The 22097-nt window shown below is 62.4% G+C and carries 27 protein-coding genes; 12 read left to right on the top strand and 15 right to left on the bottom strand.

Annotated elements, in window-relative coordinates; genetic code table 11:
• Positions 1 to 56: 56 nt before the first annotated feature.
• Positions 57 to 905: an aldo/keto reductase gene (locus tag AC1DIJ_RS05285; protein ID WP_112387457.1), complete on the bottom strand. Its 849-nt coding sequence runs from the start codon at positions 903 to 905 to the stop codon at positions 57 to 59.
• A 162-nt stretch (positions 906 to 1067) separates the two neighbouring features.
• Between AC1DIJ_RS05285 and AC1DIJ_RS05280 the strand changes: the two genes are divergently transcribed.
• The 4 genes from AC1DIJ_RS05280 to AC1DIJ_RS05265 all read left to right on the top strand — a co-directional run bounded on the left by AC1DIJ_RS05280 (position 1068) and on the right by AC1DIJ_RS05265 (position 3402).
• Positions 1068 to 1661 (top strand): LysE family translocator, encoded by a 594-nt coding sequence (locus AC1DIJ_RS05280; RefSeq protein WP_112443972.1) that lies wholly within the window; start codon positions 1068 to 1070, stop codon positions 1659 to 1661.
• Between the two features lie 73 nt (positions 1662 to 1734).
• Positions 1735 to 2388 carry a nitrile hydratase subunit alpha gene (nthA, locus tag AC1DIJ_RS05275; RefSeq protein WP_112387041.1) on the top strand — a complete coding sequence of 218 codons (654 nt, stop codon included), beginning with the start codon at positions 1735 to 1737 and terminating at the stop codon, positions 2386 to 2388.
• Positions 2385 to 3044: a nitrile hydratase subunit beta gene (gene nthB, locus AC1DIJ_RS05270; protein WP_112387042.1), complete on the top strand. Its 660-nt coding sequence runs from the start codon at positions 2385 to 2387 to the stop codon at positions 3042 to 3044. The genes nthA and nthB overlap by 4 nt, the downstream gene beginning before the upstream one ends.
• Complete coding sequence (locus AC1DIJ_RS05265; protein ID WP_112387043.1) at positions 3031 to 3402, top strand: nitrile hydratase accessory protein; 372 nt, start codon at positions 3031 to 3033, stop codon at positions 3400 to 3402. Before nthB ends, AC1DIJ_RS05265 begins: the two co-directional genes overlap by 14 nt.
• A 2-nt stretch (positions 3403 to 3404) precedes the next feature.
• Here the strand turns inward: AC1DIJ_RS05265 and AC1DIJ_RS05260 are convergent, their stop codons facing one another.
• The 6 genes from AC1DIJ_RS05260 to AC1DIJ_RS05235 all read right to left on the bottom strand — a co-directional run bounded on the left by AC1DIJ_RS05260 (position 3405) and on the right by AC1DIJ_RS05235 (position 7650).
• Complete coding sequence (locus AC1DIJ_RS05260) at positions 3405 to 4187, bottom strand: anti-sigma factor family protein (protein ID WP_112387044.1); 783 nt, start codon at positions 4185 to 4187, stop codon at positions 3405 to 3407.
• Positions 4184 to 4699 carry an RNA polymerase sigma factor gene (locus AC1DIJ_RS05255; RefSeq protein ID WP_112387045.1) on the bottom strand — a complete coding sequence of 172 codons (516 nt, stop codon included), beginning with the start codon at positions 4697 to 4699 and terminating at the stop codon, positions 4184 to 4186. The genes AC1DIJ_RS05260 and AC1DIJ_RS05255 overlap by 4 nt, the downstream gene beginning before the upstream one ends.
• Before the next feature lie 10 nt (positions 4700 to 4709).
• Positions 4710 to 5090, bottom strand: coding sequence for a COG4315 family predicted lipoprotein (locus AC1DIJ_RS05250; RefSeq protein WP_112387046.1), 381 nt, complete (start codon positions 5088 to 5090; stop codon positions 4710 to 4712).
• 67 nt (positions 5091 to 5157) lie between these two features.
• Positions 5158 to 5871 carry a TfuA-like protein gene (locus AC1DIJ_RS05245; RefSeq protein ID WP_112387047.1) on the bottom strand — a complete coding sequence of 238 codons (714 nt, stop codon included), beginning with the start codon at positions 5869 to 5871 and terminating at the stop codon, positions 5158 to 5160.
• Positions 5868 to 7076 carry a YcaO-like family protein gene (locus AC1DIJ_RS05240; protein ID WP_162705948.1) on the bottom strand — a complete coding sequence of 403 codons (1209 nt, stop codon included), beginning with the start codon at positions 7074 to 7076 and terminating at the stop codon, positions 5868 to 5870. The genes AC1DIJ_RS05245 and AC1DIJ_RS05240 overlap by 4 nt, the downstream gene beginning before the upstream one ends.
• Positions 7077 to 7098: 22 nt before the next feature.
• The gene (locus AC1DIJ_RS05235) at positions 7099 to 7650 is read right to left on the bottom strand and encodes a DUF922 domain-containing protein (RefSeq protein ID WP_112387459.1); all 552 of its coding nucleotides are present in this window, start codon (positions 7648 to 7650) and stop codon (positions 7099 to 7101) included.
• Between the two features lie 172 nt (positions 7651 to 7822).
• On the opposite strand from AC1DIJ_RS05235, the gene AC1DIJ_RS05230 reads away from it, so the two are divergent.
• On the top strand, positions 7823 to 8950 hold the full coding sequence (locus AC1DIJ_RS05230; protein ID WP_112387048.1) for an ATP-dependent DNA helicase: 1128 nt from the start codon (positions 7823 to 7825) through the stop codon (positions 8948 to 8950).
• A gap of 65 nt (positions 8951 to 9015) precedes the next feature.
• Here AC1DIJ_RS05230 and AC1DIJ_RS05225 read toward each other — a convergent pair whose 3' ends face one another.
• Both AC1DIJ_RS05225 and AC1DIJ_RS05220 read right to left on the bottom strand, forming a co-directional pair.
• On the bottom strand, positions 9016 to 9708 hold the full coding sequence (locus AC1DIJ_RS05225) for a MerR family transcriptional regulator (protein ID WP_112387049.1): 693 nt from the start codon (positions 9706 to 9708) through the stop codon (positions 9016 to 9018).
• A gap of 141 nt (positions 9709 to 9849) precedes the next feature.
• Positions 9850 to 10143: a hypothetical protein gene (locus AC1DIJ_RS05220; RefSeq protein WP_148194310.1), complete on the bottom strand. Its 294-nt coding sequence runs from the start codon at positions 10141 to 10143 to the stop codon at positions 9850 to 9852.
• Here AC1DIJ_RS05220 and AC1DIJ_RS05215 point away from each other — a divergent pair.
• Entirely contained in the window at positions 10142 to 10894 is a 753-nt protein-coding gene (locus AC1DIJ_RS05215) for a pyridoxine 5'-phosphate synthase (RefSeq protein WP_112387460.1), read from the top strand. The genes AC1DIJ_RS05220 and AC1DIJ_RS05215 overlap by 2 nt on opposite strands.
• A gap of 47 nt (positions 10895 to 10941) precedes the next feature.
• On the opposite strand, the gene AC1DIJ_RS05210 is transcribed toward AC1DIJ_RS05215, so the two are convergent.
• A complete protein-coding gene (locus AC1DIJ_RS05210) occupies positions 10942 to 11829 on the bottom strand; it encodes an SDR family oxidoreductase (RefSeq protein ID WP_112387050.1) in 888 nt (295 codons plus the stop codon).
• 114 nt (positions 11830 to 11943) lie between these two features.
• Here AC1DIJ_RS05210 and AC1DIJ_RS05205 point away from each other — a divergent pair, with 114 nt between their 5' ends.
• A complete protein-coding gene (locus AC1DIJ_RS05205) occupies positions 11944 to 12363 on the top strand; it encodes a winged helix-turn-helix transcriptional regulator (RefSeq protein ID WP_112387051.1) in 420 nt (139 codons plus the stop codon).
• 8 nt (positions 12364 to 12371) lie between these two features.
• On the opposite strand, the gene AC1DIJ_RS05200 is transcribed toward AC1DIJ_RS05205, so the two are convergent.
• The 4 genes from AC1DIJ_RS05200 to AC1DIJ_RS05185 all read right to left on the bottom strand — a co-directional run bounded on the left by AC1DIJ_RS05200 (position 12372) and on the right by AC1DIJ_RS05185 (position 16025).
• Complete coding sequence (locus tag AC1DIJ_RS05200; RefSeq protein WP_112387052.1) at positions 12372 to 13580, bottom strand: MFS transporter; 1209 nt, start codon at positions 13578 to 13580, stop codon at positions 12372 to 12374.
• 75 nt (positions 13581 to 13655) lie between these two features.
• Positions 13656 to 14273, bottom strand: coding sequence for a TetR/AcrR family transcriptional regulator (locus AC1DIJ_RS05195; RefSeq protein ID WP_112387053.1), 618 nt, complete (start codon positions 14271 to 14273; stop codon positions 13656 to 13658).
• A gap of 61 nt (positions 14274 to 14334) precedes the next feature.
• Positions 14335 to 15252 carry a helix-turn-helix domain-containing GNAT family N-acetyltransferase gene (locus AC1DIJ_RS05190; RefSeq protein WP_112387054.1) on the bottom strand — a complete coding sequence of 306 codons (918 nt, stop codon included), beginning with the start codon at positions 15250 to 15252 and terminating at the stop codon, positions 14335 to 14337.
• A gap of 59 nt (positions 15253 to 15311) precedes the next feature.
• Positions 15312 to 16025, bottom strand: a complete 714-nt coding sequence (locus AC1DIJ_RS05185; RefSeq protein WP_112387055.1) for an aspartate/glutamate racemase family protein — start codon at positions 16023 to 16025, stop codon at positions 15312 to 15314.
• A gap of 156 nt (positions 16026 to 16181) precedes the next feature.
• On the opposite strand from AC1DIJ_RS05185, the gene AC1DIJ_RS05180 reads away from it, so the two are divergent.
• The gene (locus AC1DIJ_RS05180; RefSeq protein WP_112387056.1) at positions 16182 to 16646 is read left to right on the top strand and encodes an Lrp/AsnC family transcriptional regulator; all 465 of its coding nucleotides are present in this window, start codon (positions 16182 to 16184) and stop codon (positions 16644 to 16646) included.
• Between the two features lie 89 nt (positions 16647 to 16735).
• A complete protein-coding gene (locus AC1DIJ_RS05175; protein WP_112387461.1) occupies positions 16736 to 18001 on the top strand; it encodes an NAD(P)/FAD-dependent oxidoreductase in 1266 nt (421 codons plus the stop codon).
• Positions 18002 to 18109: 108 nt separating this feature from the next.
• Here AC1DIJ_RS05175 and AC1DIJ_RS05170 read toward each other — a convergent pair whose 3' ends face one another.
• Positions 18110 to 19156: an NAD(P)-dependent alcohol dehydrogenase gene (locus tag AC1DIJ_RS05170; protein WP_112387057.1), complete on the bottom strand. Its 1047-nt coding sequence runs from the start codon at positions 19154 to 19156 to the stop codon at positions 18110 to 18112.
• Between the two features lie 190 nt (positions 19157 to 19346).
• Between AC1DIJ_RS05170 and AC1DIJ_RS05165 the strand changes: the two genes are divergently transcribed.
• The 3 genes from AC1DIJ_RS05165 (at position 19347) to ilvC (ending at position 22088) form a co-directional block, all read left to right on the top strand.
• On the top strand, positions 19347 to 20255 hold the full coding sequence (locus tag AC1DIJ_RS05165; protein ID WP_112387058.1) for an AraC family transcriptional regulator: 909 nt from the start codon (positions 19347 to 19349) through the stop codon (positions 20253 to 20255).
• 96 nt (positions 20256 to 20351) lie between these two features.
• The gene (locus tag AC1DIJ_RS05160) at positions 20352 to 21017 is read left to right on the top strand and encodes a TetR/AcrR family transcriptional regulator (protein ID WP_310294738.1); all 666 of its coding nucleotides are present in this window, start codon (positions 20352 to 20354) and stop codon (positions 21015 to 21017) included.
• Positions 21018 to 21068: 51 nt separating this feature from the next.
• The gene (ilvC, locus tag AC1DIJ_RS05155; RefSeq protein WP_112387060.1) at positions 21069 to 22088 is read left to right on the top strand and encodes a ketol-acid reductoisomerase; all 1020 of its coding nucleotides are present in this window, start codon (positions 21069 to 21071) and stop codon (positions 22086 to 22088) included.
• Positions 22089 to 22097: the final 9 nt, after the last annotated feature.

Genomic DNA, 22097 nt, shown 5'->3' with positions numbered 1-22097 from the left:
GAAATTCGAGAGCGCCCGGGTCTTTGGCCCGGGCGTTTTCATTTTCCCACGATCGGTCAGAGCATCTCCAGCGAAGATTTGCGTCCGGGTGGAGGGAAGACCTTGTCGAGTGCTGCCCAATCCTCATCGCTGAGATCGAGCGTGACGCTGTCGCGGTTCTCGGCGGCGCGCTCGGCGCTCGATGTCTTGGGGATGGCGATGACGCCGTCGCGTTCCAGCACGAAGGCAAGCGCGATCTGCGCCGGTGTCGCCTGATTGGCCTTGGCGATACGGATCAGCTCCGGATTGTGCAGGATGCGCCCCTGCTCGATCGGCGAATAGGCCATGACGGGGACGCCGTGCTTCTGGCACCAGGGCAGGAGGTCGTATTCGATGCCGCGGCGCGCCAGATTGAAGAACACCTGATTGGCGGCGCATCTGCGGCCGCCCGGGACCGAGAAGAGCTCCTCCATATCGTCCGTGTCGAAATTCGAAACGCCCCAGGCGCCGATCTTTCCGGCGTCCATCAACTCTTCGAAGGCTTCCACCGTCTCCGTGAGTGCATATTCGCCACGCCAGTGCAGCAGATAGAGGTCGATGCGGTCGATGCCGAGGCGCGAGAGGCTGCGGTTGCAGGCCTCGATCGTGCCGGTGCGGCTGGCATTGTGCGGATAGACTTTGCTCGTGACGAAGACCTTGTCGCGCTGCCCCTTGATGGCGCGGCCGACGATGCGCTCGGCGCCGCCTTCGCCATACATTTCGGCGGTATCGATCAGCGTCATGCCGAGCTCGATGCCGGCCTTCAGGCTCGTGATCTCGCGGTCGGCCTCGGAAGCGCGCTCGCCCATGTTCCAGGTACCCTGGCCAAGGGCCGGGACTTCGGTGCCATCCGGGAACGCGATGGCCGGGATGATGTCTTCCTGCATGGCTCTGCCTTTCCTGATGCAGTTGAGGAGATTGCGCTGATAGTCCATCTTTCAAGCAATCCTGTCACGGTGACAATGATCTGGTGGAACAGGAAAATTAGGACAGTTATACTGACCTAAATAAGGGGCCGCAAAAAAGCCGGTCCTTCCGGGAGGACGTCGATGCCATTGGATACGTTCGCAGCGCTGGTGCTGTTTGCCTTCACGACGTCGATCACGCCGGGGCCGAACAACATGATGCTGTTCACCTCGGGGGTGAATTTCGGCTTCCGCCGGACGATCCCGCATATGCTGGGCATCGGCGCCGGCTTCCTGTCGCTGCTGCTGGCCGTCGGGCTGGGGCTCGGTGCGGTCCTCCATACGATTCCGGCGCTCTACACGGTTCTGAAATTCGCCGGTGGCGCCTATCTGCTGTGGATCGCCTGGAAGATCGGTTCGTCGCGCTCGCTGAGCGAGGGCAAGACAAGTGCTGCGCCGATGTCCTTCCTGTCGGCCGCGGCCTTTCAGTGGATCAATCCCAAGGCCTGGGTGATGGCCGTCACGGCAATGGCGACCTACACGAACCCGGATCTCTATGTCGTCAGCGTCCTGATCGTCGGCCTGGCTTTCGCGCTGGTCAATGTGCCCAGCGTTTCCACCTGGGCCGGCTTCGGTTCGGCGCTGCGCGACTGGCTGTCTGATCCCGTCAGGCTCAAATGGTTCAACATCACCATGGCCTTGCTTCTGGTGCTCAGCCTCTGGCCGATGCTGAAATGAGTTTTGCCTGATGTGACTTGGCGGCTGGATCGCAAAGGCCTAAACAGGGTTCGACATCGCGGAGGGCATCGTCTTGCACGATCATGATCACGACCATCACCATGACCACGATCATGGGCACGACCACCATCACGACAACCGCTACACCGACATGCAGGCGCGGGTCCGGGCGCTGGAGACGGTGCTGACCGAGAAGGGGCTGATCGACCCGGCAGCGATCGACGCCATCGTCGAGACCTACGAGACGAAGATCGGTCCCCGCAATGGGGCGCGGGTCGTGGCCAAGGCCTGGAGCGATCCGGATTTCGCCGAATGGCTGAAGCGCGATGCGACGGCGGCGATCGCCAGCCTCGGTTACACGGGCCGCCAGGGCGAGCATATGCGCGCCGTCTTCAACACGCCCGAGACGCATAACCTCGTCGTCTGCACGCTCTGCTCCTGCTATCCTTGGTCGGTGCTCGGCCTGCCGCCTGTCTGGTACAAGGCGCCGGCCTACCGTTCGCGCGCCGTCATCGATCCGCGCGGCGTGCTGGCCGAATTCGGCGTGTCACTGCCCGAAGACAAGAAGGTCCGCGTATGGGATTCGACCGCGGAGCTGCGTTACCTCGTCATTCCGGAACGTCCCAATGGCACGGACGGTTTCGGCGAGGAGGCGCTGGCCGACCTGGTCAGCCGCGACGCGATGATCGGCACGGGCATTGCGTCCGCGCCGGGAGCCGTCGCATGAACGGCCCGCACGATCTCGGCGGACAGATGGGCTTCGGGCCGGTGGCGCCGGAGCCGAACGAGCCGTATTTTCATGCGGAATGGGAGAAGCGGGCGCTCGGCGTGGTGCTTTCGTGCGGTGCCTTCGGCGCCTGGACGATCGACGAAAGCCGCCATGCTCGCGAGCGCATCCCGCCGGCCGATTACCTGTCGGCCAGCTATTACGAAATCTGGACCCGGGCGCTCGAAGTGCTGCTGGAGCGGCACGGTTTCGTGGCGCAGGACGAGATCGCCAAAGGCCACAAGCATGACGACGGCGCCGTGCCGAAACGGGTGCTGAAGGCCGACATGGTGGCCGGTGTCCTGGCAAAGGGCGCACCCTGCGACCGGCCGGTCGAAGCGCCCGCGAAATTCGCTGCCGGGCAACGGGTGCGGACGCGGAACTTCAATCCCGAGACCCATACGCGGCTGCCACGCTACGCCCGGGCAAAGACCGGTGTCGTCGAGGCGGTGCAGGGCTCCTTCGTCTTTCCTGACGATCATGCGCACGGAAAAGGCGAGAACCCGCAGTGGATCTACACCGTTGTCTTCGATGGCGGCGAGATCTGGGGCGAGGGCGCAGACCCGTCGCTGACGGTGTCGATCGACGCCTGGGAGAGCTATCTTGAGCCAGTGTGATCAAGTGTCACCGCTGCGGGACTCGCCGCAGCTGCCGAAATCCGCCGAGGGCGAGCCGGTCTTTCCCGAACCCTGGGCGGCCGAAGCCTTCGCGATGACCGTGCATCTGCACCAGCGCGGATTGTTCACCTGGAGCGAATGGGCGCAGACGCTCTCTGCCGAGCTGCACCAGCCCGGCCGCGCCATCGATGGCAGCGACTATTTCGACTGCTGGGTGGCGGCGCTCTCGCAGATCCTCGCCACCAAGGGCGTCGCCGACGGTGAGACGATCCTGTCGCTGCAGCAGAGCTGGCAGCGCGCCGCCGAGGCGACGCCGCATGGCAGGCCGATCGAGCTTGCCAACGATCCGCTGCGCTGAATTTAGGACGGGAATTGCCGGTAGCATTCCTCGGCCACCTGGCGCAGCTGGTCACGGGAGATCTCGCCCGTCACCGCGTAGCCGAGCTCGCCGTCGATCCAGTAGAAGGTCTCGAGATTATCTGCCGAGGCGAAGCGGAAGCTGGTGGTGTGGTTGCCGGCATTGCGGCCGACTAGAACCGTCAGACGTTCGCCGCCCTGATCCTCATACATGAACATCGCGCCCGGCTTGCCATCGACAGGCAGCAGACGGCCGCCGACGAGATGGAAACCCAGCGTCTGCAGGTCGGGCACCTTCAGGTTCTGGATTGCCAGCCGCTTGCCGAGCCAGGTGGCGAGATGCGCCTCCTCGTTGGCGAAGACTTCGACGGGATGGCGGACTTCGCTGGCATAGACGAGAAAGGCGTTCTGAGCCTGCTGCGGCAATGTCTCAGAGGCGGTGAGCTGCAGTTGCGGCTTTTCGAACAGTGCGGGGCCATAGTGGCCGCTCACCGCGCCTGTCGCGAACACGGCGGCAATAGAGGCGGCGATCGCGGCGCGGCGTGGCCATGACGCGCGAGTGTTGTGCGGCGCCACGAGCAGGGCGTCATCGGGCTTCGCAACAGCATAAGGGCCGAACATTTTCTGGATGGCGGCGCTCTGTGATTTCCATTCGGCGACGGCTGCCGCTTCCTCGGGATTGTCCTTCAGCCATGCCTCGATGCGGACTTGCTCGGCTTCGGGCAGCTGGCCGTCGGCATAGGCATGCAGATCCGCTTCGGTCACGGTCGGGTTGGGTTCGGTCATTTCGGTCTCCGAAGCGTAATCACATTATCGGCTTTCATTCTCTCGGCGACCCGCTGGCGCGCGCGCGACAGGCGCGACATCACGGTGCCGATGGGGATATCGAGTGCGGCCGCGACCTCGCTGTAGGTGTAGCCCTCGACGACCACAAGCATCAGCACGGCGCGGTTTTCTTCCGAAAGCCCGTTCAGCGCATCCTCCAGCCTGGCACGCTCCAGCGGATCGGAAGGCACAGCGGGCGAAGGAAGGCTTTCGGCCGCGTCGAGCTCCACGGTCATGTTGCGCGGGCCGTTGCGGCGGGCGTTGCGGTAAAGATTGGTCATGATCGTCAGCGCCCAGCCGCGCAGGTTCAGGCCGCGCCATTGCGAACGGCGGGCCAGGACCTTTTCGACGCAGTCCTGGAGAAGATCCTCGCCTTCGCTATCGGAACGGGTCAGGCTCCGGGAATAGCGCCTGAGCGAGGGAAGGAGGGCCAGGATCTGGCCCTCGAAGGTTTCGGGTGCGGGTGTTTTCACGCGCGGATACTCAGGGCTTGGCAAGGTCCCAGTTGCCGCCGACGCCATCGCCGGTGACATCGCCCTTCTTCTTGTCCTTGACCCAGAAATAGAGCGGCATGCCGTCCTTGGCCCACTGCTTCGTCCCATCCTTGCGATCGATGACCGAGTATGCCCCATCTGCCTTTGCGTCGCCAGCGGCGGCGAGCGGCGGCCAGTTCTTGGCGCAATCGCCGTTGCAATTGGAGGTGCCCATCGCGTCCTTCTTGAAGGTGTAGAGCGTCATGCCGTTTTCGCCGGCAAGAACCTTGCCCTTGGCGGATTCGACGGTCTGGACCGGGGCGGCGGCGAAGGCGGCGGTCGCAGCCATGGCGGCAACGGCAAATGCGGTTGCGAATGATACGATTTTCATGCGGTCTCTCCTCACGTTCGGCAGGCTTTGTTGCCTTGCCGGATATGAGACACGCGAGCCCGCCGTTTTATTCCATGCCGTTTTCAAGGGCGTTCCAGAGCGAGGTCCGGGCGAACGTCCAATCGCGGGCGAGGATTGTCGTCCCGGGCGTGAAAGCCGAAAGGACTGCGATCAGCTCCTCGGCATCGCGGCGCTTCTGATTGACCGCGTTGCCGCCCACCCATTGCAGCAGATCGCTGCAGCGTGCGGCGGGAAGTGCCGTTCCGTCGAGGATCGATCGCCAGGTTCGTTTCTTGAAGAAGATGGCGCGGGATGCGGCCAGCAGCGCCTGCCGCTCGGCCGCATCGATGATGCCGCGCGCCAGCATGTCACCGAGCGTCGATAGGACATTGACCAGCGGTTCGCTGAGCGCCTTGTAGCCGAGTTCGCCGGGCGCATGCAGCTGGGCGACGGCATCGTCATCCTCCAGTGCGCCGCTCGCATACATCGCATAGATTTCGCCGATGCCGATCATGCCGAAGGCGGCGCATTCGGCGGCGCGCAGCGCGCCCATGCTGGCGGCGCCGAAGACCGGTATTCCTTTGGAGAGCGCAAAGAGGATTTCCTTGTGCCAGACGGGGGCGGCATATTCGAAGTAGCCGTCGATCAGGCCGATCGCCGTTGCGCCCTGTCTGACGGCTGTCAGGATATCGCCTTGGGCAGCCGGTGGCCGGATATCGAGGTGGACGCCGGTCAGCGCTGCGGCATCGGGCAGGGTGGGGCCAACGAAGACGGTCTTCATAGGAACTCCATCGACCGCGAGAGCGCGCGCGGGCCGAAACGGTGCTTGCAGTCTCCCTCGGGATTTTCCAGCGTGGGGACGAAGACCTTGGAGACGGCGATCGCGAGGCCGGGTTCGTGCAGCTCGACGGCGATGGCAGGGCCGAGGCCGATATGGCTGAGCTTGCCCACCACGCCCGCCAGCAGCGCAGCGGCGCCATCTGGCAGATCAGGCCTCTCCATCACCACCTCCCTAACGGGGGCGGCGAAGAGTGCGCGCGTCCCGGGAGGAAGCGGGCGTTCGAAAACCTCCGGCAAGATATCGTCGCGGGCGCCGCTGATGAATGTCAGGCGCGACTGCGCGGCTTCGGTGATGGCGCGGATCGCGGCGCGGACCGGATTGGGATGGGCGCCGCATCCGTGGGTGACGTCGACATAGCGGGTATGTCTGGCGGCGGTGACATCGCCGGGGCCGAGCAGGGCGGCGATGCAGGGAATCTCGATATCACTGGTCACGTCGAAGAGCCGAAGGGCGAGACCGGCAGCGGCAATCTTCGTGTAGAGCGCGCCGATGGCCGGATCGGCGAAGCTTTCCGGGGCAATCGCCTCGATACGCTTCGGCGGCGTCATCTGCCAGAGCGCGAAGGCGTCGCGCTCGATCCGTTCGAGAAGGGCGTGAAGGCGTGCCTCGTCGATGGTGTTACCGGAGGCGAGGCCGTCGGACGATTGCCAGAAGCGGCAATGGCCGATAGTCCGGTCGAGCAGGATTGCGTCCTTCGGGACGAAAATGGTTTTGCCGTCCTCGAGGCTTGTGCCGGCAACCCAGCCGATCGTCTCGTCCGGTTCGATATCGGCGGCGCCGGTGGCGATCAGTTCGTTCAGCGGATGCCAGGCGTGGCCTGCCGCGGTCAGATCCAGGCCGCTGCAAAGCCGGGTGCTGAGTGCCGGACTGCCTGCAATGGTCCGCTCCAACGCTTCCATGGCGGCGGAGACCTTGGCGTCGATATCGGTCAGGCCCTTGCCTTGATTGACGACGATCGAGCGGGCATTGGGAACGATGGCGTTCCAGACCGGAATGCCGATGCAATCGAGGCCGGTGACGCGGGCGAGCCGGGTGATGCCGAAGCGGGGAAGCAGCGGGGCAATGCGGGCAAGCGTTTCCTCCGGCGCGCAGGCGCGGTCCGAATAGGTGCTTCGGGTCAGGAGCGTTGCGTCAGGTATCGTCACATCAGCTCCTTGCTTTCGAGGTTTAGGGACCGTTGACCAGCTTCAGGATCAGGCCCTGAATATGGCCGCCGTCGCCCATCTCGACCTTGTCGAAATCGCGGCCCTGCTGGCGCTGGTAACCTGAAAGCTCGCCCAGCCGCTGCTGCAGCGTGACCCTGATCTTCTTACATTGCGGATCGTCGGCAGCGCTGAGGCCGAGGCTGTAGCCTTCGATCTGCTTGACCATTTCCTTGATCGTGCCGCCATGCCAGCGCTCGTGGGTCTCGACGCCGGAGATGAAGCTCTGCCAGCTTGCCTGCACGGCGGGGGAAAGCGCGGATGATGGTTTCGGTAATGTGTAGGTGATGATCAGCTTCGGGCGCGCGACGGTGATCTTGCAGGACTTGTCCGGCTGGACCGCGTATTTGCGCGTCCATGTCAGCTTGAACGTCGTGTGGGCGATGACCTGACCGTTGCCGGCCGCCGGGCCACGTTCGCCGATCGACTGATACAGCCCGGCGCCTGTCGTGCCCGAGATCGCATAGGTCTTGATCTGTTCGACGGGTTGCCAGTCGGCATGGGCGGCAACCGGCATCGATGCCGATACCGTCAGGAGAAACAACGCGGCCGTTTTCTTCACTCGAATCCCTTTCGCCGGACTGCTGCGAGACTAGAGGCGCGCTCTCCGGCTTTCAATCTGGTGATCGCGCAACTGAGAGGCGTTTTCGCCTTGCGTCCGGCGCACGAATCCTGCCAAGTCGCGCATCATGCAATTTGCTCCGCAACAGGATGAAGCCCTGAAGGCCGTTTCGAAATGGCTGAAGGAGGGACGGTCGCCGCTCTTCCGTCTTTTCGGCTATGCCGGAACCGGCAAGACGACGCTTGCGCGCCATTTCGCCGAGAATGTCGATGGCGACGTGCTGTTTGCGGCCTTTACCGGCAAGGCGGCGCAGGTGCTGCGCTCGCGCGGCGCATCGAATGCCAAGACCATCCACTCGCTGATCTACCGCCCGCGTGGCGAAGAGGCGGTGGAGGATGAGGAGACCGGCAAGACCTCGATCGCGCCGATGTTCACCATCAACCGCCAGAGTCCGGTCGCCAAGGCGGCGCTGATCATCGTCGACGAATGTTCGATGGTGGACGAGGCGCTCGGCAGGGACCTGATGAGTTTCGGCACACCGATCCTGGTGCTCGGCGATCCCGGCCAGCTGCCGCCGGTTTCGGGTGGGGGCTATTTCACCAATCAGGATCCGGATTACCTGCTGACGGATATTCACCGCCAGGCGCGCGACAATCCGATCATCAAGCTTGCGATGCAGGTGCGCGAAGGCAATGAGATCATGTATGGCGATTATGGCGCCGCGCAGGTGATCTCGAAAAACGAGGTCAATCAGGACCTGGTGATGAAGGCCGATCAGGTGCTCGTCGGCACCAACCGGACGCGACGGCGCTATAACCAGCGGCTGCGCGAGTTGAAGGGCTTCAATGCCGAATATCCTCAGACAGGCGACAAGCTGGTCTGCCTGCGCAACGATCCGGCCAAGGGGCTGCTCAACGGCTCGCTCTGGCAGGTGATGACGTCTTCCAAGGAAACGACGAAGCCCGGTATCAACCTGCTGATCCGTCCAGAAGACGACGACATGGATCGTGGTGCTGCGAAGATCAAATTGCTGAAGCAGGCCTTTGAGGATGTCGAGGGTGAAATCCCCTGGAACACCCGCAAGCGCTACGACGAGTTCGACTACGGCTATGCGCTGACGGTCCACAAGGCGCAGGGCTCGCAGTGGAACAATGTGGTGCTGTTCGATGAAAGCTGGGCCTTCCGCGATACGCGTGAGCGCTGGCTCTACACGGCAATCACCCGCGCAGCCGAGACTTTGACCATCGTTCGATAGATCGGGACGATCGTGCGATAGGCGGGCAGGCGTGGCGGACGCCGTTCCGGCGTGGTGGACAGTCTTCAGACCTGGACGATGCCGAGCAGCACAGCCTTGGCGATCGCCTGGAAGCGGTTGTTGGCCCGGAATTTCAGGATGATTGCCGATTCCAGCGCCCTTGCTTCGTCATGGGAAAGGCTGAGTGCTCTGGCGATCCGCTGTGTCGAATAGCCCTCGGCCATCAGCGACAGGCAGCGCCGTTCCTTCTCCGAGAGACCGTCGGGATCCTCGTTGTCGTTGAGCGGCGGCATCTCACCATGGGCGTCGAGATCGAGCAGATCGCCGACCTGCTGCAGCTGGCGGTGCAGCGTCGACATTTCGGCCGTCAGTTCGCGCTTGCGCACCCCGAGCGCCTCGCGAAACATGATCTCTGCTTCCTCCTGCGATCGCGCATGGCGCAGCTCATCCATCAGATCCTGGATGACGGCGATCGGCATGCCGGTCTCGCGGCAGACGTTGATGACGGCCATGCGCATCACGTCGTCCTGACCGTAGACTCGCATCAGGCCGATGCGATTGGCCGAAAGCAGGCCTTTCTCCTCGTAGAAATGTAAGGTCCTGTGGGTGACACCGAATGCATTCGCCATGTCGGCGATCGGCACCGGTCCATCAGGGAGATCCGGCGGCAGCGCGGCAGAAGGCAGGAACCGGTATTTCGACCGGGCCTCCGAAGCGTTGCCGGCGGCAGCAAACATGCGTTTGGAACCGTCTGGCATGAACCCTCCTAGGGCATACTGTTGCACCTCATGCGGTTGCCAGTTGCTTTCGACGGCGCTGCGGAGTGGGGTTTTCCTCGAGGCGTTCTTGTCGTTGGGGAAGGAAGCAGTACGCGGCGTACTAAACTCGATACATATTCTTCACGTTATGCGTGAACGGTCTTTTTTGTAAGTGCTAAAAATAATCGTTTTTAAATAGGATAGCAATGCGGGCGGAAAAGCTTGAAACGCCGTGAAAAGATAGCCGGATGCCGTTTGCGCGAGCGTCAGCGTTTCTTCCAGCGGAACGGGAAATACTCCTCGCGGTACGGATCGCGTCACGCAGCGTGAAGCATCACGAATTTGCATGCTGCCATCTGCGAATCTCGTTGGCCTTGGCGGCGCCATTGGCATAAAAGCGGAGCACGCATCTGCCATCGAATGGATCATCGTCATGCCGACCACGCTTTCCGTGAACCTCAACGCCGTCGCCATGCTGCGCAATCGCCGCGATCTGCCGTGGCCGAGCGTCGAAAGCCTTGGCCGTATCGCGCTGAAATCGGGGGCGAGCGGGCTGACGGTGCATCCGCGGCCCGACCAGCGGCATATCCGCTTCTCCGACCTGCCGGTGATCCGCAACCTGATCGACGACGAATTCCCCGAAGCCGAGTTCAACATCGAGGGATATCCAACCGAGGAATTTCTTGACCTTTGCCGCGGCGCTGCGCCTGAACAGGTGACGCTGGTGCCTGACGATCCGACACAGGCGACATCGGATCACGGCTGGAATTTCCGCAAGGACGAGCGTTTCCTGACCGATGTGATCGCCAAGCTGAAGGCGATGGGAACCCGGGTGTCGCTGTTTGCCGATGGTGACGGCGATGTGGAAGCGGTGAAGATCGCCAAGGCTGTCGGCGCCGACCGGATCGAGCTCTATACCGGCCCCTATGGCGGCTGCTACGACGCCCCTGAGCGGGTCGGCCCCATTCTCGAAGCGCTTGGCAAGACCGCGGATGCGGCGCTGGCGATCGGCCTCGGCGTCAATGCCGGTCACGATCTGACGGTTGCCAATCTGCCGCCGCTGGTGAAGCGTATTCCGGCTCTCGCGGAAGTCTCGATCGGCCATGGGCTGACGGCGGATGCGTTGGAATACGGGATGGCCGAAACCGTACGCCGCTTCTGCCGCGCCTGCGGTCAGAAGATCTGATCTGAAAAGCCCGCCGCGGTGGTGCACGGCGGGCTCTCAGGCTTCGCTCAGGCAGTGAGCGCTGCCTTGTTCTCTTCGATGAAGCTGCGCAGCGTCTGCGGCTGCTTGCCTGTCAGCGTTGTGAAGTCGCCGCTCAGGCTATCGAAATTCCCGGCGCGGATATTGGCATCGGCAGACACCAGCATCTCGACCACGAAAGAGGGCAGGCCGGCACCGGTCATGCCGGCGGAAAGCTGTTCGTCGCTGACGTCAACGACATCCAGCGGGCGGCTGGTGATGGCACTAACGGCGGAGGCGACATCGGCGATCGAATAGGAGGTCGAACCGGTCAGCGTGTAGGTCTTGTTTTCAGCCTTGCCGGAAGCGAGCGTGGCGGCAATCGCCAGCGCGCAGTCTTCGCGCGAGATGTAAGGCACCTTGCCGCCCTTGGTGGCGGTGTACCACTTGCCGCCCTGCAGATTATGCGGCAGCGAATGCATGAAATTGTCGAAATACCAGGCGTCGCGCAGGATCGTGTAGGAGATGCCGCTGGCCTTGATGGTGTTCTCGGTGCCGAGATGATCGGGCGCGAAGGTGACGAGCGATTTGTCGGGCGAGGGCATCGAGGTGTAGGCGAGCTGCTTGACGCCTGCCTTTTTGGCGGAATCGACGGCAGCCGTATGCTGCTTCAGGCGCTGGCCTGGGACGGCAAGCGCGTCGGTACTGATGATGAGGACCGTGCCTGCGCCTTCAAAGGCCGAGACGAGGCCTGCGGCTTCGTCGAAATCCGCCTTGCGGGTGGCAACGCCCTTGGCGGCCAGATCGGCAAGCTTCGACGGATCGCGCGTCGCGGCGATGATCCGTGAAGCGGGTACCTTGTAGGTCTCAAGCAGGTGGTGGAGAACGCGCTGGCCAAGCTGACCGGCGGCGCCGGTGACGAGAATTGTATCGCTCATGGATCTATCCTTTTTATGGTCTCTAAAAGAGACTAGCACTAAAATAGGAATTGACGTCCTTCTGTAAAGGAGGCAGTTTTTTAGCTCTACGTTACCAAAAGGGAACCACACGCCATGAGCGGCACTGTCGTCAGCCTGAAGAGCAAGCCGGCCTCCGGCGTTCGCCGCGAGATCGATTTCGAGCAACTCGATTTCGGCAATTGCCCGGTCAGGGACATGATGCAGCAGATCGGCGGAAAATGGTCGACGCTGATGCTCGAGGCGCTTGCGGCGCGGCCGTACCGCTTTGGTGAACTGAGACGCAAGATCCCCGATATTTCACAGCGCATGCTGACGCAGACGCTGCGGGACCTGCAGCGCGAAGGCTATATCGAGCGCGAGGTATTTGCGACGAAGCCGCCGAGCGTCGAGTACCGGATCACCGAGCTTGGCGTCTCGCTCTACGCGACGCTGGCGCTTTTGCTGAATTGGGCGGAAGCGAACCATGAAGCCGTTCGCGCCGCCCGAATTCGTTTCGATGCCTCGGAAGGCTGAGACGCGGCTTACTTGCCGCGTCCCTCGGTGAGGAACAGCAGGAAGGCGAAGGCCGGGAAGCAGAAGCCGATCCAGGCCGTCATCGTCCATCCGCCCGTGGCGTAGGCCCAGCCGCCGATTGCCGAGCCCGCAGCGCCACCCATGAAGAATGTTGCCATGAACAGGCCGTTGAGGCGGCTGCGATGTTCGGCGCTGATCGAGAAGATCGTGCGCTGGCTGCAGACGAGGTTGGTGGTGACGCCGAAGTCGAGCATGATGGCGGAAGCCGTCAGCAGGCCGATCGCCAGCGTCGATCCGTCGGTGGCGAAATGGCTGACGAGGAACGATACCATCGCAAGCACCATGGCAAGCGTCGATGCCACCTTCGTCAGGCCGCGGTCGGCGAGGCGTCCGGCGATCGGCGAAGCGATGGCGCCGGCAGCGCCTGCAAGGGCGAAGAGCGCAATGCCGTTCTGGCTGAAGCCGAAAGCCGGGCTGGAGAGCAGCAAGGGCGTCGTCGTCCAGAACAGGCTGAAGGCGCCGAACATGCCGGCCTGGTAGAGCGCACGGCGCTGCAGGACCCTTGAGGTCATGGCGAGATGGCCCATGGAGGCGAGGAGCGCACCATAGCTCAGTTTCGTATGCGGTGTGCGCACCGGCAGCGTGGCGCGCAGCAACAGGACCAGCAGCACCATGAAGACGGCGGTGACGTAATAGACCATGTGCCATGAGGAGGCTTCGGCGACGAAGCTGGCGAAGGGACGTGCCAGCATGATGCCGCAGAGCAGGCCGCTCATGACATTGCCGACGACACGGCCGCGGCTTGCATCCGGCGCCATATGGGCGGCGAAGGGCACGACCACCTGAACGGCGACGGAGGACAGGCCGATACAGAGCGAGGCCAGCAGGAAGAGCGCCGGCGTCGAGGCGAAGGATGCACCGATGAGGGCGATGGCGGAGACGCCGATCAGGAGCAGGATCAGGCGGCGGTTTTCGAGAAGATCGCCGAGCGGCACGATCAGCAGCAGGCCAAGGCCGTAGCCGATCTGGGTCAAGGTGACGATGAGGCCGGTGGCGGCGGGCGTGAAGCCGAGATCGGCGCTGATGAGGCCTGCCAGCGGCTGGCCGTAATAGAGATTGGCGGCGACGAGGCCGCAGGTGGCTGCAAACAGAAATGTCATCAGGGACGAGATGGCCGGGGAGGCGGCCGTCTCGTCCGTTGCTGAGGAAATGCTCATGGGAACTCCAGTATGCTGATCTGGGGGAGGATCGGTATAAAAGTCGGTTCAGACCACCTGCTTTGGCGGGCGGCGTCAGGTCAGTAATTTCATGGCGGTGTCGGCGACGGCGTTCATTTCGGCCGCGGTGCTGCCGGTCTTGCCGACGACGCGCATGCCGTTCATCACACAGAGCAGGCTGATCGCCGCCGATGCAGCATCGATCGACGGCGCGACGGAGCCATCGGCCTGTCCGATCAGGATGAGGTCGAGAATGAATTCCTCATTCGAGGTGAAGGCGTCCTCGATGCGTTTCGCGGCTTCCGGATCGAAGGTTGCGATCTCATTGGCGCTGCCGACGACGAGGCAGCCACGGCGGCCGGATTCACCGTGCGACGAGACGGCGTAGAGGCCGAGCAGGGCGCGCAGTTTCTGCCGTCCGGTCTCGGCACCCGCCATGCTCTCGGTGATCTTGCCGCGCCGGATCTTGCGATAGCGGTCGAAGGCGGCGAGAAAGACGCCGCGCTTGTCCTTGAAGGCCTTGTAGACGCTGCCCGAGGTCAGCCCCATCGCCTCGGTCAGTTCGCTGATCGAGGTGGCGTGGTAGCCGCGTTCGGAAAAGACGGCGAGCGCCTTGTCGAGGGCGGCGTCCATGTCGAATTCGCGCGGGCGGCCGCGGCTGCGGCTTATATCTTCGGGGGCGAGCGTGTTCATGGCTCACTCAATTAGGAAATGATCGTTTCCAAATCAAGCGAAATATTCGTGACGGCTGATTTCAGAGATCGAGCACCCAGGTCTGGCCGTTCTCTTCGGTGCCGAACATGCTGTGTCTCTCCTCGGAGACAAGCTGGAATCCCGCCTTGACGTAGATCGCCCGCGCCGAATGCAGGATGTCGTTGGTCCAGAGCGAGATCTGCCGGTAATTCTTTGCGCGGGCGAAGCGAATGCATTCGTTGACCAGCGTTCTGCCAAGGCCAAGGCCGCGCGCCGCCTTGTCGATATAGAGCAGCCGGAGTTTGGCAATGCCGTCGCCGCCATTGGTGATCAGCACCGAGCCGATGTTGATGCCGTTGCGCTCGGCGATCCAGCAATATTCCATGGCGGGATCGAAATTCGCCAGGAACTTGCCGGCGACCTCGGCGACGAGGCCTTCGAAGCGCATGTTCCAGCCATATTCCTCAACATAGGCCTTGCCCTGGCTCTGGACGATCCAGCCCATGTCGCCGGGGCGGTGGGCGCGGATGACCGGGGCGGGCGGCTGCGTCTTGGGATCGAGAAGCGAGCGGATCGTCTGCATTGCGGACACGACGCTCTGCGGCTCGCCATCCGCCAGACGGTCGAAACGCTCGGCCAGCTGGGCATTGGAGCGGCGGCCGAAATCCTGGAATTGCGCCTGTCCCTTGCTGGTGACGCGGACGGTCTGGCTGCGCCGGTCACTTTGATCGGCCTCAGTCTCGACCAGGCCTTCGGCTTTGAAGCGTTTGAGGATGCGGCTGAGATATGCAGGGTCGAGATGAAGATCGGCGGCAAGTGCGGTGGCGCCGATGCCGTCATGCGAGCCGATTTCGAACAGCACCCGTGCATCCGTCAGCGTGAAGGGCGTATTGAGATAGGCCTTGTTCAGCACGCCGAGCAGGTTCGTATAGAAGCGGTTGAAATCGCGCGCGGCTTCGATGAGCGCTGAATCGGTCATGGACAAGATCTCCTGTTGGAGACCTTGTCCAATGTTTAGTTGACTGAGTCAAGTATCCATCAGGCGGCTTCCCGCTTGCGATCGGCACCCAGTGAAAATTCAATCGCAGCCTTCGCATGGATCGTTGTGGTGTCGAAGCCCGGCAGTGGCAGATTGTTCGGGTCGAGGATCAGGCAGATCTCTGTGCAGCCGAGAATGATGCTGTCGGCACCCTTGGCCATCTCGCGTTCGATGATCCGCATCAGCTTTTCGCGCGAGGAATCCAGTACTTTACCGGCGCAGAGTTCGCTGAAGATGATGTCATGAACGATGGTGCGGTCTTCGGCTTCCGGCACGGCGATCTCGACGCCGAGGCTCTTCATGCGGTCGGCATAGAAGCCGTGTTCCATGGTGTAGCGGGTGGCGAGCAGCAGAGGCCGCCTGCGCCCGGCAGCCTTCAGCGCCGAAGCCGTTTCGTCGATGATATGGATCAGCGGCACGGAGATGCGTGCGGCGACCTGTTCGGCGATCAGGTGCATAGTGTTGGTGCAGATCAGCACGCAGTCGGCGCCGCCGACCTGGAGCTTCAGCGCAACGTCGCCGAGGCGGCGCGCCGCGCCATCCCAATCGCCGGCCTTCTGCATTGAAACGATCTCTTCGAAATTCACGGAATGCATCAGCACTTCGGCCGAGGCGAGGCCGCCGAGGCGCTCGCGCACCATCTCGTTGACCAGGCGATAGTAGACTGCCGAGCTTTCGAAGCTCATGCCGCCGATCAGGCCGATTGTCCGCATTTCCATGTTCCCGTTTGTTGATTTCGATAGGCAAATCATGCCGCAGGTGTGGCGCCGAATGTTTGCATTGTTCGGGCGATATTGCAGCAAGTGGCTTTGAGTTTGCGCCATTTTCCAGTAATGTGCAAAAAACCGGCGTCAATTTAAGGTTTGACAATGTTGGATGATCGCGATCGGAAGATTCTCGACCTGCTACAGGCGGACGCAGGCATATCCGTCAGCGATCTTGCGGAGCGTGTTTCGCTGTCGGTCTCGGCCTGCTCGCGGCGCATCCAGCGGCTGGAGGAAAGCGGCTATATCGCCCGGCGGATCGTTGTCCTCGACCGCGAAAAGATGGGCGTGCCGACCACCGTCTTTGCACTGATCAAGACGGCGCATCATTCGGATGAATGGATCGAGAGCTTCCGCAGCGCGATCAGCAGCGTTCCTGAGATCGTCGAGGCGCACAGGCTGACCGGCAATCACGACTATATCCTGAAGATCGTTCTGCCGCGCGTCGAGCATTACGACGTGATCTACAAGCAGATCGTTCGCAAGATAGAGCTTTTCGACGTCTCGGCATCGATCTCGATGGAGATATTGAAGAGCGGCACCACCGTTCCCGTCGGTTATGCCGGGTAGGCGCAAGGGAGCTATTCGCAAACATCCATTGAAAGCCCCGCGGAATTGACGACATTGGCGTTGGCCGAATGGCGCACAAGGGGGTTGTCATGAGCGAACATCGCGTCGTCGTGGTCGGCGGCGGTTTCGGCGGGCTGCAGCTCGTCAACGATCTGAAGGGCGCAGGCGCGGCGATCACGCTCGTCGATCGGCGCAACCATCATCTTTTCCAGCCGCTGCTCTACCAGGTCGCAACGACCATCCTTTCCACCTCCGAGATCGCCTGGCCGATCCGCCATCTCTATGGCAACCGTCCTGACGTAACGACATTGCTCGGCGAGGTCGCCGGTGTCGATACCGCGGCAAAGACCGTCACCTTGCGTAACGGGATGTCCTTACCTTACGACACGCTGGTGCTCGCCACCGGTGCGACACATGCCTATTTCGGCCGCGACGAGTGGGAGCCGGTGGCGCCAGGGCTGAAAACGCTGGAGGATGCGACGACGATCCGCCGCCGCCTGCTGATCGCCTTCGAACGTGCCGAGGTCGAAACCGATCCCGTTGCCCGCGAGGCGCTCCTGACCTTCACCATCGTCGGCGCGGGTCCGACAGGCGTGGAACTGGCCGGCATTATCGCCGAGCTGGCGCGCAAGACCTTGCCCGGCGAGTTCCGCAACATCGATACCCGCAAGACGCGGGTGGTGCTGGTCGAGGCCGGGCCGCGCGTGCTGCCGGCCTTTGCCGAGGAGCTGTCGGCCTATGCGCAGCGCGAGCTCGAAAAGCTCGGCGTCGAGGTGCATCTGCGCGAACCCGTCACCAATTGCAGCGCCGAGGGCGTATCGATCGGCGAGAAATTCATTCCCAGCCGGACGATCGTCTGGGCTGCAGGCGTCCAGGCGTCAGCGGCGGCGAAATGGCTGGGTGTGGAGGCCGACCGGGCAGGGCGTGCCGTGGTCGAGAAGAACCTGACGGCGCCGGGACTGCCGGATGTCTTCGTCATCGGCGACACGGCGTCGGTGATCCAGGAGGGTGGCAAGCCGGTGCCGGGCATTGCGCCGGCCGCCAAGCAGCAGGGCGCCTATGCCGCGAAAGTCATTCGCGCCCGGATCGCGGGCAGGCAGCCGCCCGGCGATTTCCGCTACCGGCATCAGGGCAGCCTTGCGACCATCGGCCAGAGCGCGGCGATCATGGATTTCGGCAGGATCAAGCTGAAGGGGTGGCTGGCCTGGTGGGTCTGGGGCCTTGCCCACATCTACTTCCTGATCGGCACCCGCTCGCGCTTCGCCGTCGCCTGGAGCTGGCTGTGGATCTATCTCAGTGGCCAGCACAGCGCACGGCTGATTACCCAGAAGGAGACGATGCGGGAGGAGAATTAGGGGGGCCGGGCTTCCGCTTTTTGCAAGGCGGCGGTCCTCCTAGCGCCCCTCGTCTCTGTGACGAGCAAAGGAATGAGAGTGGTGCGTTTGGCACCACCCTCACAAAAATCAAGCTGCCAGCGAGGCGATGTCGATGACGAAGCGGTAGCGGACGTCACTCTTCAGGACGCGTTCGTAGGCTTCGTTGACCTGCTGGATGTTGATCTTCTCGATCTCCGAAACGATGTTGTGCTCGCCACAGAAATCCAGCATTTCCTGGGTTTCCTTGATCGAACCGATCATCGAGCCGGAGATGCTCTTGCGGCCCGGGATCAGCGAGAAGGCGTGAACCGGGATCGGGTTTTCGGGGGCGCCGACCACGACCATCGAGCCGTTGACCTTGAGCAGGCCGAGATAGGCATTCCAGTCGATTTCGGCGCTGACCGTGCAGATGATCAGGTCGAAGGTGCCGGCGAGCTTCGTGAAGGTCTCGGCATCGTTGGTGGCGTAATATTCCTTGGCGCCGAGCTTCAGGCCGTCTTCCTTCTTCGACAGCGACTGCGAGAGCACGGTGATGTCAGCGCCCATGGCGGCGCCGATCTTCACGCCCATATGGCCGAGACCGCCCATGCCGACGATTGCTACCTTCTTGCCGGGGCCGGCATTCCAGTGCTTCAGCGGCGAGTAGAGGGTAATACCGGCGCAGAGCAGCGGCGCGGAAGCGTCGAGCGGCAGGTTTTCCGGAATAGACAGGACGTAGCCTTCCTTGACGACGATCGAGTCGGAGTAACCGCCCTGGGTCGCCGTCTTGCCGTCGGCTTCGACGCTGTTGTAGGTGCCGACGAGACCGGGCATATACTGTTCGTTGTCGACATCGCGGCTGGCGCAGCCAACGCAGCTGTCGACGAAGCAGCCGACGCCGACGTGGTCGCCGACCTTGAACTTGGTGACGGCGGATCCGACGGCCGTGACGACGCCGGCGATTTCGTGGCCCGGAACGATTGGATAAACGGCGTTCTTCCACTCGTTGCGGACAGTGTGAATGTCCGAATGGCAAATTCCGGCAAACTTGATGTCGATGACGACGTCATCGGCATTGGGTTCGCGGCGTTCGAAGGTGAACGGCGTCAGCGGCTTGGATGCATCGGTAGCGGCGTAGCCTTTTGCGATGGGCATGGGTAGTTTCCTTCATTTCAGGGAGGGTGGAAGGGATGGCGGACTATGCCCCGGGTCGCATCAAAAGCGGTATAGCGATCCTGCAAGCTTTTTGTACGATCCTGCAAATCTCCTTGCGCAAGAGCACGATCCATCCCATCATTTGGGCAAGCGCCGCAGGCGTAATATCAAGAAAATAAACGGTAATGTTATGACGTTACATATTGGCCCCTTCGATGAAATGACATCGATCATTGCCCGTTATGCCAAGAAGGACGGGAATTCCGAAACGGCGATCGAGAACCTGCATGTGTTCAAGGGCAGCTGTCCGACACGGCTGCAGCATGTGGCCTACAAGCCGAGTTTCTCGCTCGTCCTGCAGGGCAGCAAGCGGCTGATGGTCGGCTCCGACGTGCATGTCTACGGCGCCGGGCAATATGTGCTGACGTCGCTCGATCTGCCTGTCGCCTCGCATGTGACGCAGGCGACGGCCGATGTTCCCTATCTCTGCTTCACGCTGTTCATCGACAGCGAGAAGCTGAGCGACCTGTTGCCGCGAACCAAGGTTTCGCGCGCCACGCCGTCGCCCGAAGATTCGCGCGGCCTGGTGGTCAAGACGGCACCGCCGGAGCTGATCGATGCATCGGCCCGGCTGCTGCGGCTTCTCGACAATCCCGATGATATCGCCGCCATGGCGCCGCTGATCGAGCAGGAGATCTCCTACCGGCTGCTGACGGGACCTGATGGTTCGCGGCTGCTCGACATGACGCTGGCGGAAAGCCAGAGCCACAAGGTTGCCCGCGCCGTCGCCTGGCTGCGGACGAATTTTGCCGAACCGTTGCGGATCGAGGCGCTGGCCGATCATGTCAGCATGAGCGTCTCGTCGCTGCATCACCATTTCAAGGCGGTGACGGCGATGACGCCGATGCAATATCAGAAGCAGCTGCGGCTGCACGAGGCGCGGCGCCTGCTTTTGACCGAGCGTGTGGATGTCGCCACCGCCGGCTACCGCGTCGGCTACCAGAGCCCGTCGCAATTCAGCCGCGAATATGGCCGCCTCTACGGTCTGCCGCCGCTGAAGGACATCGACGCCATGCGCGGGCAGATAGCCGCCGAATAGCCGCTGTTTTTTGATGCGTTGCAGCAACGAATTTCGCTTGACGGCGATTATAGGCTCCGGCATAAGACGTCGCGAACCGTACGGTACGGTACGTATTTGGGAGCGCATATCGTGTCTGTCGAAACCTTGGAGCCCAGCGAATTTTCGCCGCGTCAGAACGCTGTTCTGGAGCAGGCGTTGCAGCTTCTCGTCGATGGCGGAGAAAAAGCACTGACGACCTCGGGTGTGGCGCGCGCCGCCAACTGCTCGAAGGAAAGCCTCTACAAGTGGTTCGGCGACCGCGACGGCCTGCTGTCGGCGATGATCGCCTATCAGGCGAGCAAGGTACGCACTTTCGAGCGCAACGGCGAACGCCTGACATCGGCCAGCCTGCACGATCATGTCGTCATCTTTGCACGCGATCTGCTGGAGGTTCTGGCGGGCGACGTGTCGCTGGCGTTGAACCGGCTGGCGATCGGCCAGTCTCATCGCGACGGCTCCAAGCTCGGAAAGCTTTTGCTCGAACGCGGCCGCCGCCAGATCGACCGCCGCGCCATGGCGCTGATCGATGCCGGCAAGCGGGCAGGGCTCCTGCGCTTCCATGATGCCGATGAGGCATATCACACGCTTTACGGCCTTGTTGTCTCCGATCTGCATGTGCGCATGCTGCTCGGCGAACCGGGCCTCAAGGATACCGCCCGTCAGGCGGAGAGGGCGGTCACCGCCTTCCTGCGTCTGTACGGAACGGAGAAGGTTCTCGCGGAAATGCCGGCACTCGCCTGATTTTCCGCTTCTATCAAACGATGCGACAAGCAAAAGGGAAGGAACTTTACAATGCGCGTCTATTACGATCGTGATGCCGATCTCAACCTGATCAAGTCCAAGAAGGTCGCCATTATCGGCTACGGTTCGCAGGGCCGCGCCCATGCGCTGAACCTGAAGGATTCAGGCGCACAGAACGTCGTCATCGGCCTCAAGGCCGGTTCGCCGACGATCAAGAAGGCCGAAGCCGACGGCTTCAAGGTCATGACCGTTGCCGAAGCTGCCGGCTGGGCCGACCTGATGATGATGGCGACCCCGGATGAGCTCCAGGCCGACATCTACAAGGCCGATATCGCCGCCAACATCCGTGACGGCGCTGCGATTGCTTTCGCCCACGGCCTCAACATCCATTTCGGCCTCATCGAGCCGAAGGCATCCGTCGACATCGTCATGATCGCGCCGAAGGGCCCGGGTCACACGGTTCGCGGCGAATACCAGAAGGGCGGCGGCGTTCCCTGCCTCGTTGCCGTTCACCAGAACGCTTCGGGCAACGCTCTTGAACTCGCTCTCTCCTACGCCTGCGGCGTCGGCGGCGGCCGTTCGGGCATCATCGAAACCAACTTCCGCGAAGAGTGCGAAACCGACCTCTTCGGCGAACAGGTCGTTCTCTGCGGCGGTCTCGTCGAGCTGATCCGCGCCGGTTTCGAAACCCTGACGGAAGCAGGCTATGCTCCTGAAATGGCTTATTTCGAATGCCTGCACGAAGTGAAGCTGATCGTCGACCTGATCTATGAAGGCGGTATCGCCAACATGAACTACTCGATCTCGAACACGGCAGAATGGGGCGAATACGTCACCGGCCCGCGCATCATCACGGCTGAAACCAAGGCTGAAATGAAGCGCGTCCTGCACGACATCCAGACCGGCAAGTTCACCTCGGATTGGATGCAGGAATACCGCGCAGGCGGCTCGCGCTTCAAGGGCATCCGCCGCATGAACGACAGCCACCAGATCGAAGAAGTCGGCGCCAAGCTGCGCGGCATGATGCCGTGGATCGGCAAGAACAAGCTGGTCGACAAGTCGGTCAATTAGTCGCTTCTG

The sequence above is a fragment of the Rhizobium sp. 10N427 genome (assembly GCF_056394605.1).
Note: the sequence above shows the minus strand (reverse complement) of the source record. Positions and strands in the feature narration are given on the sequence as shown.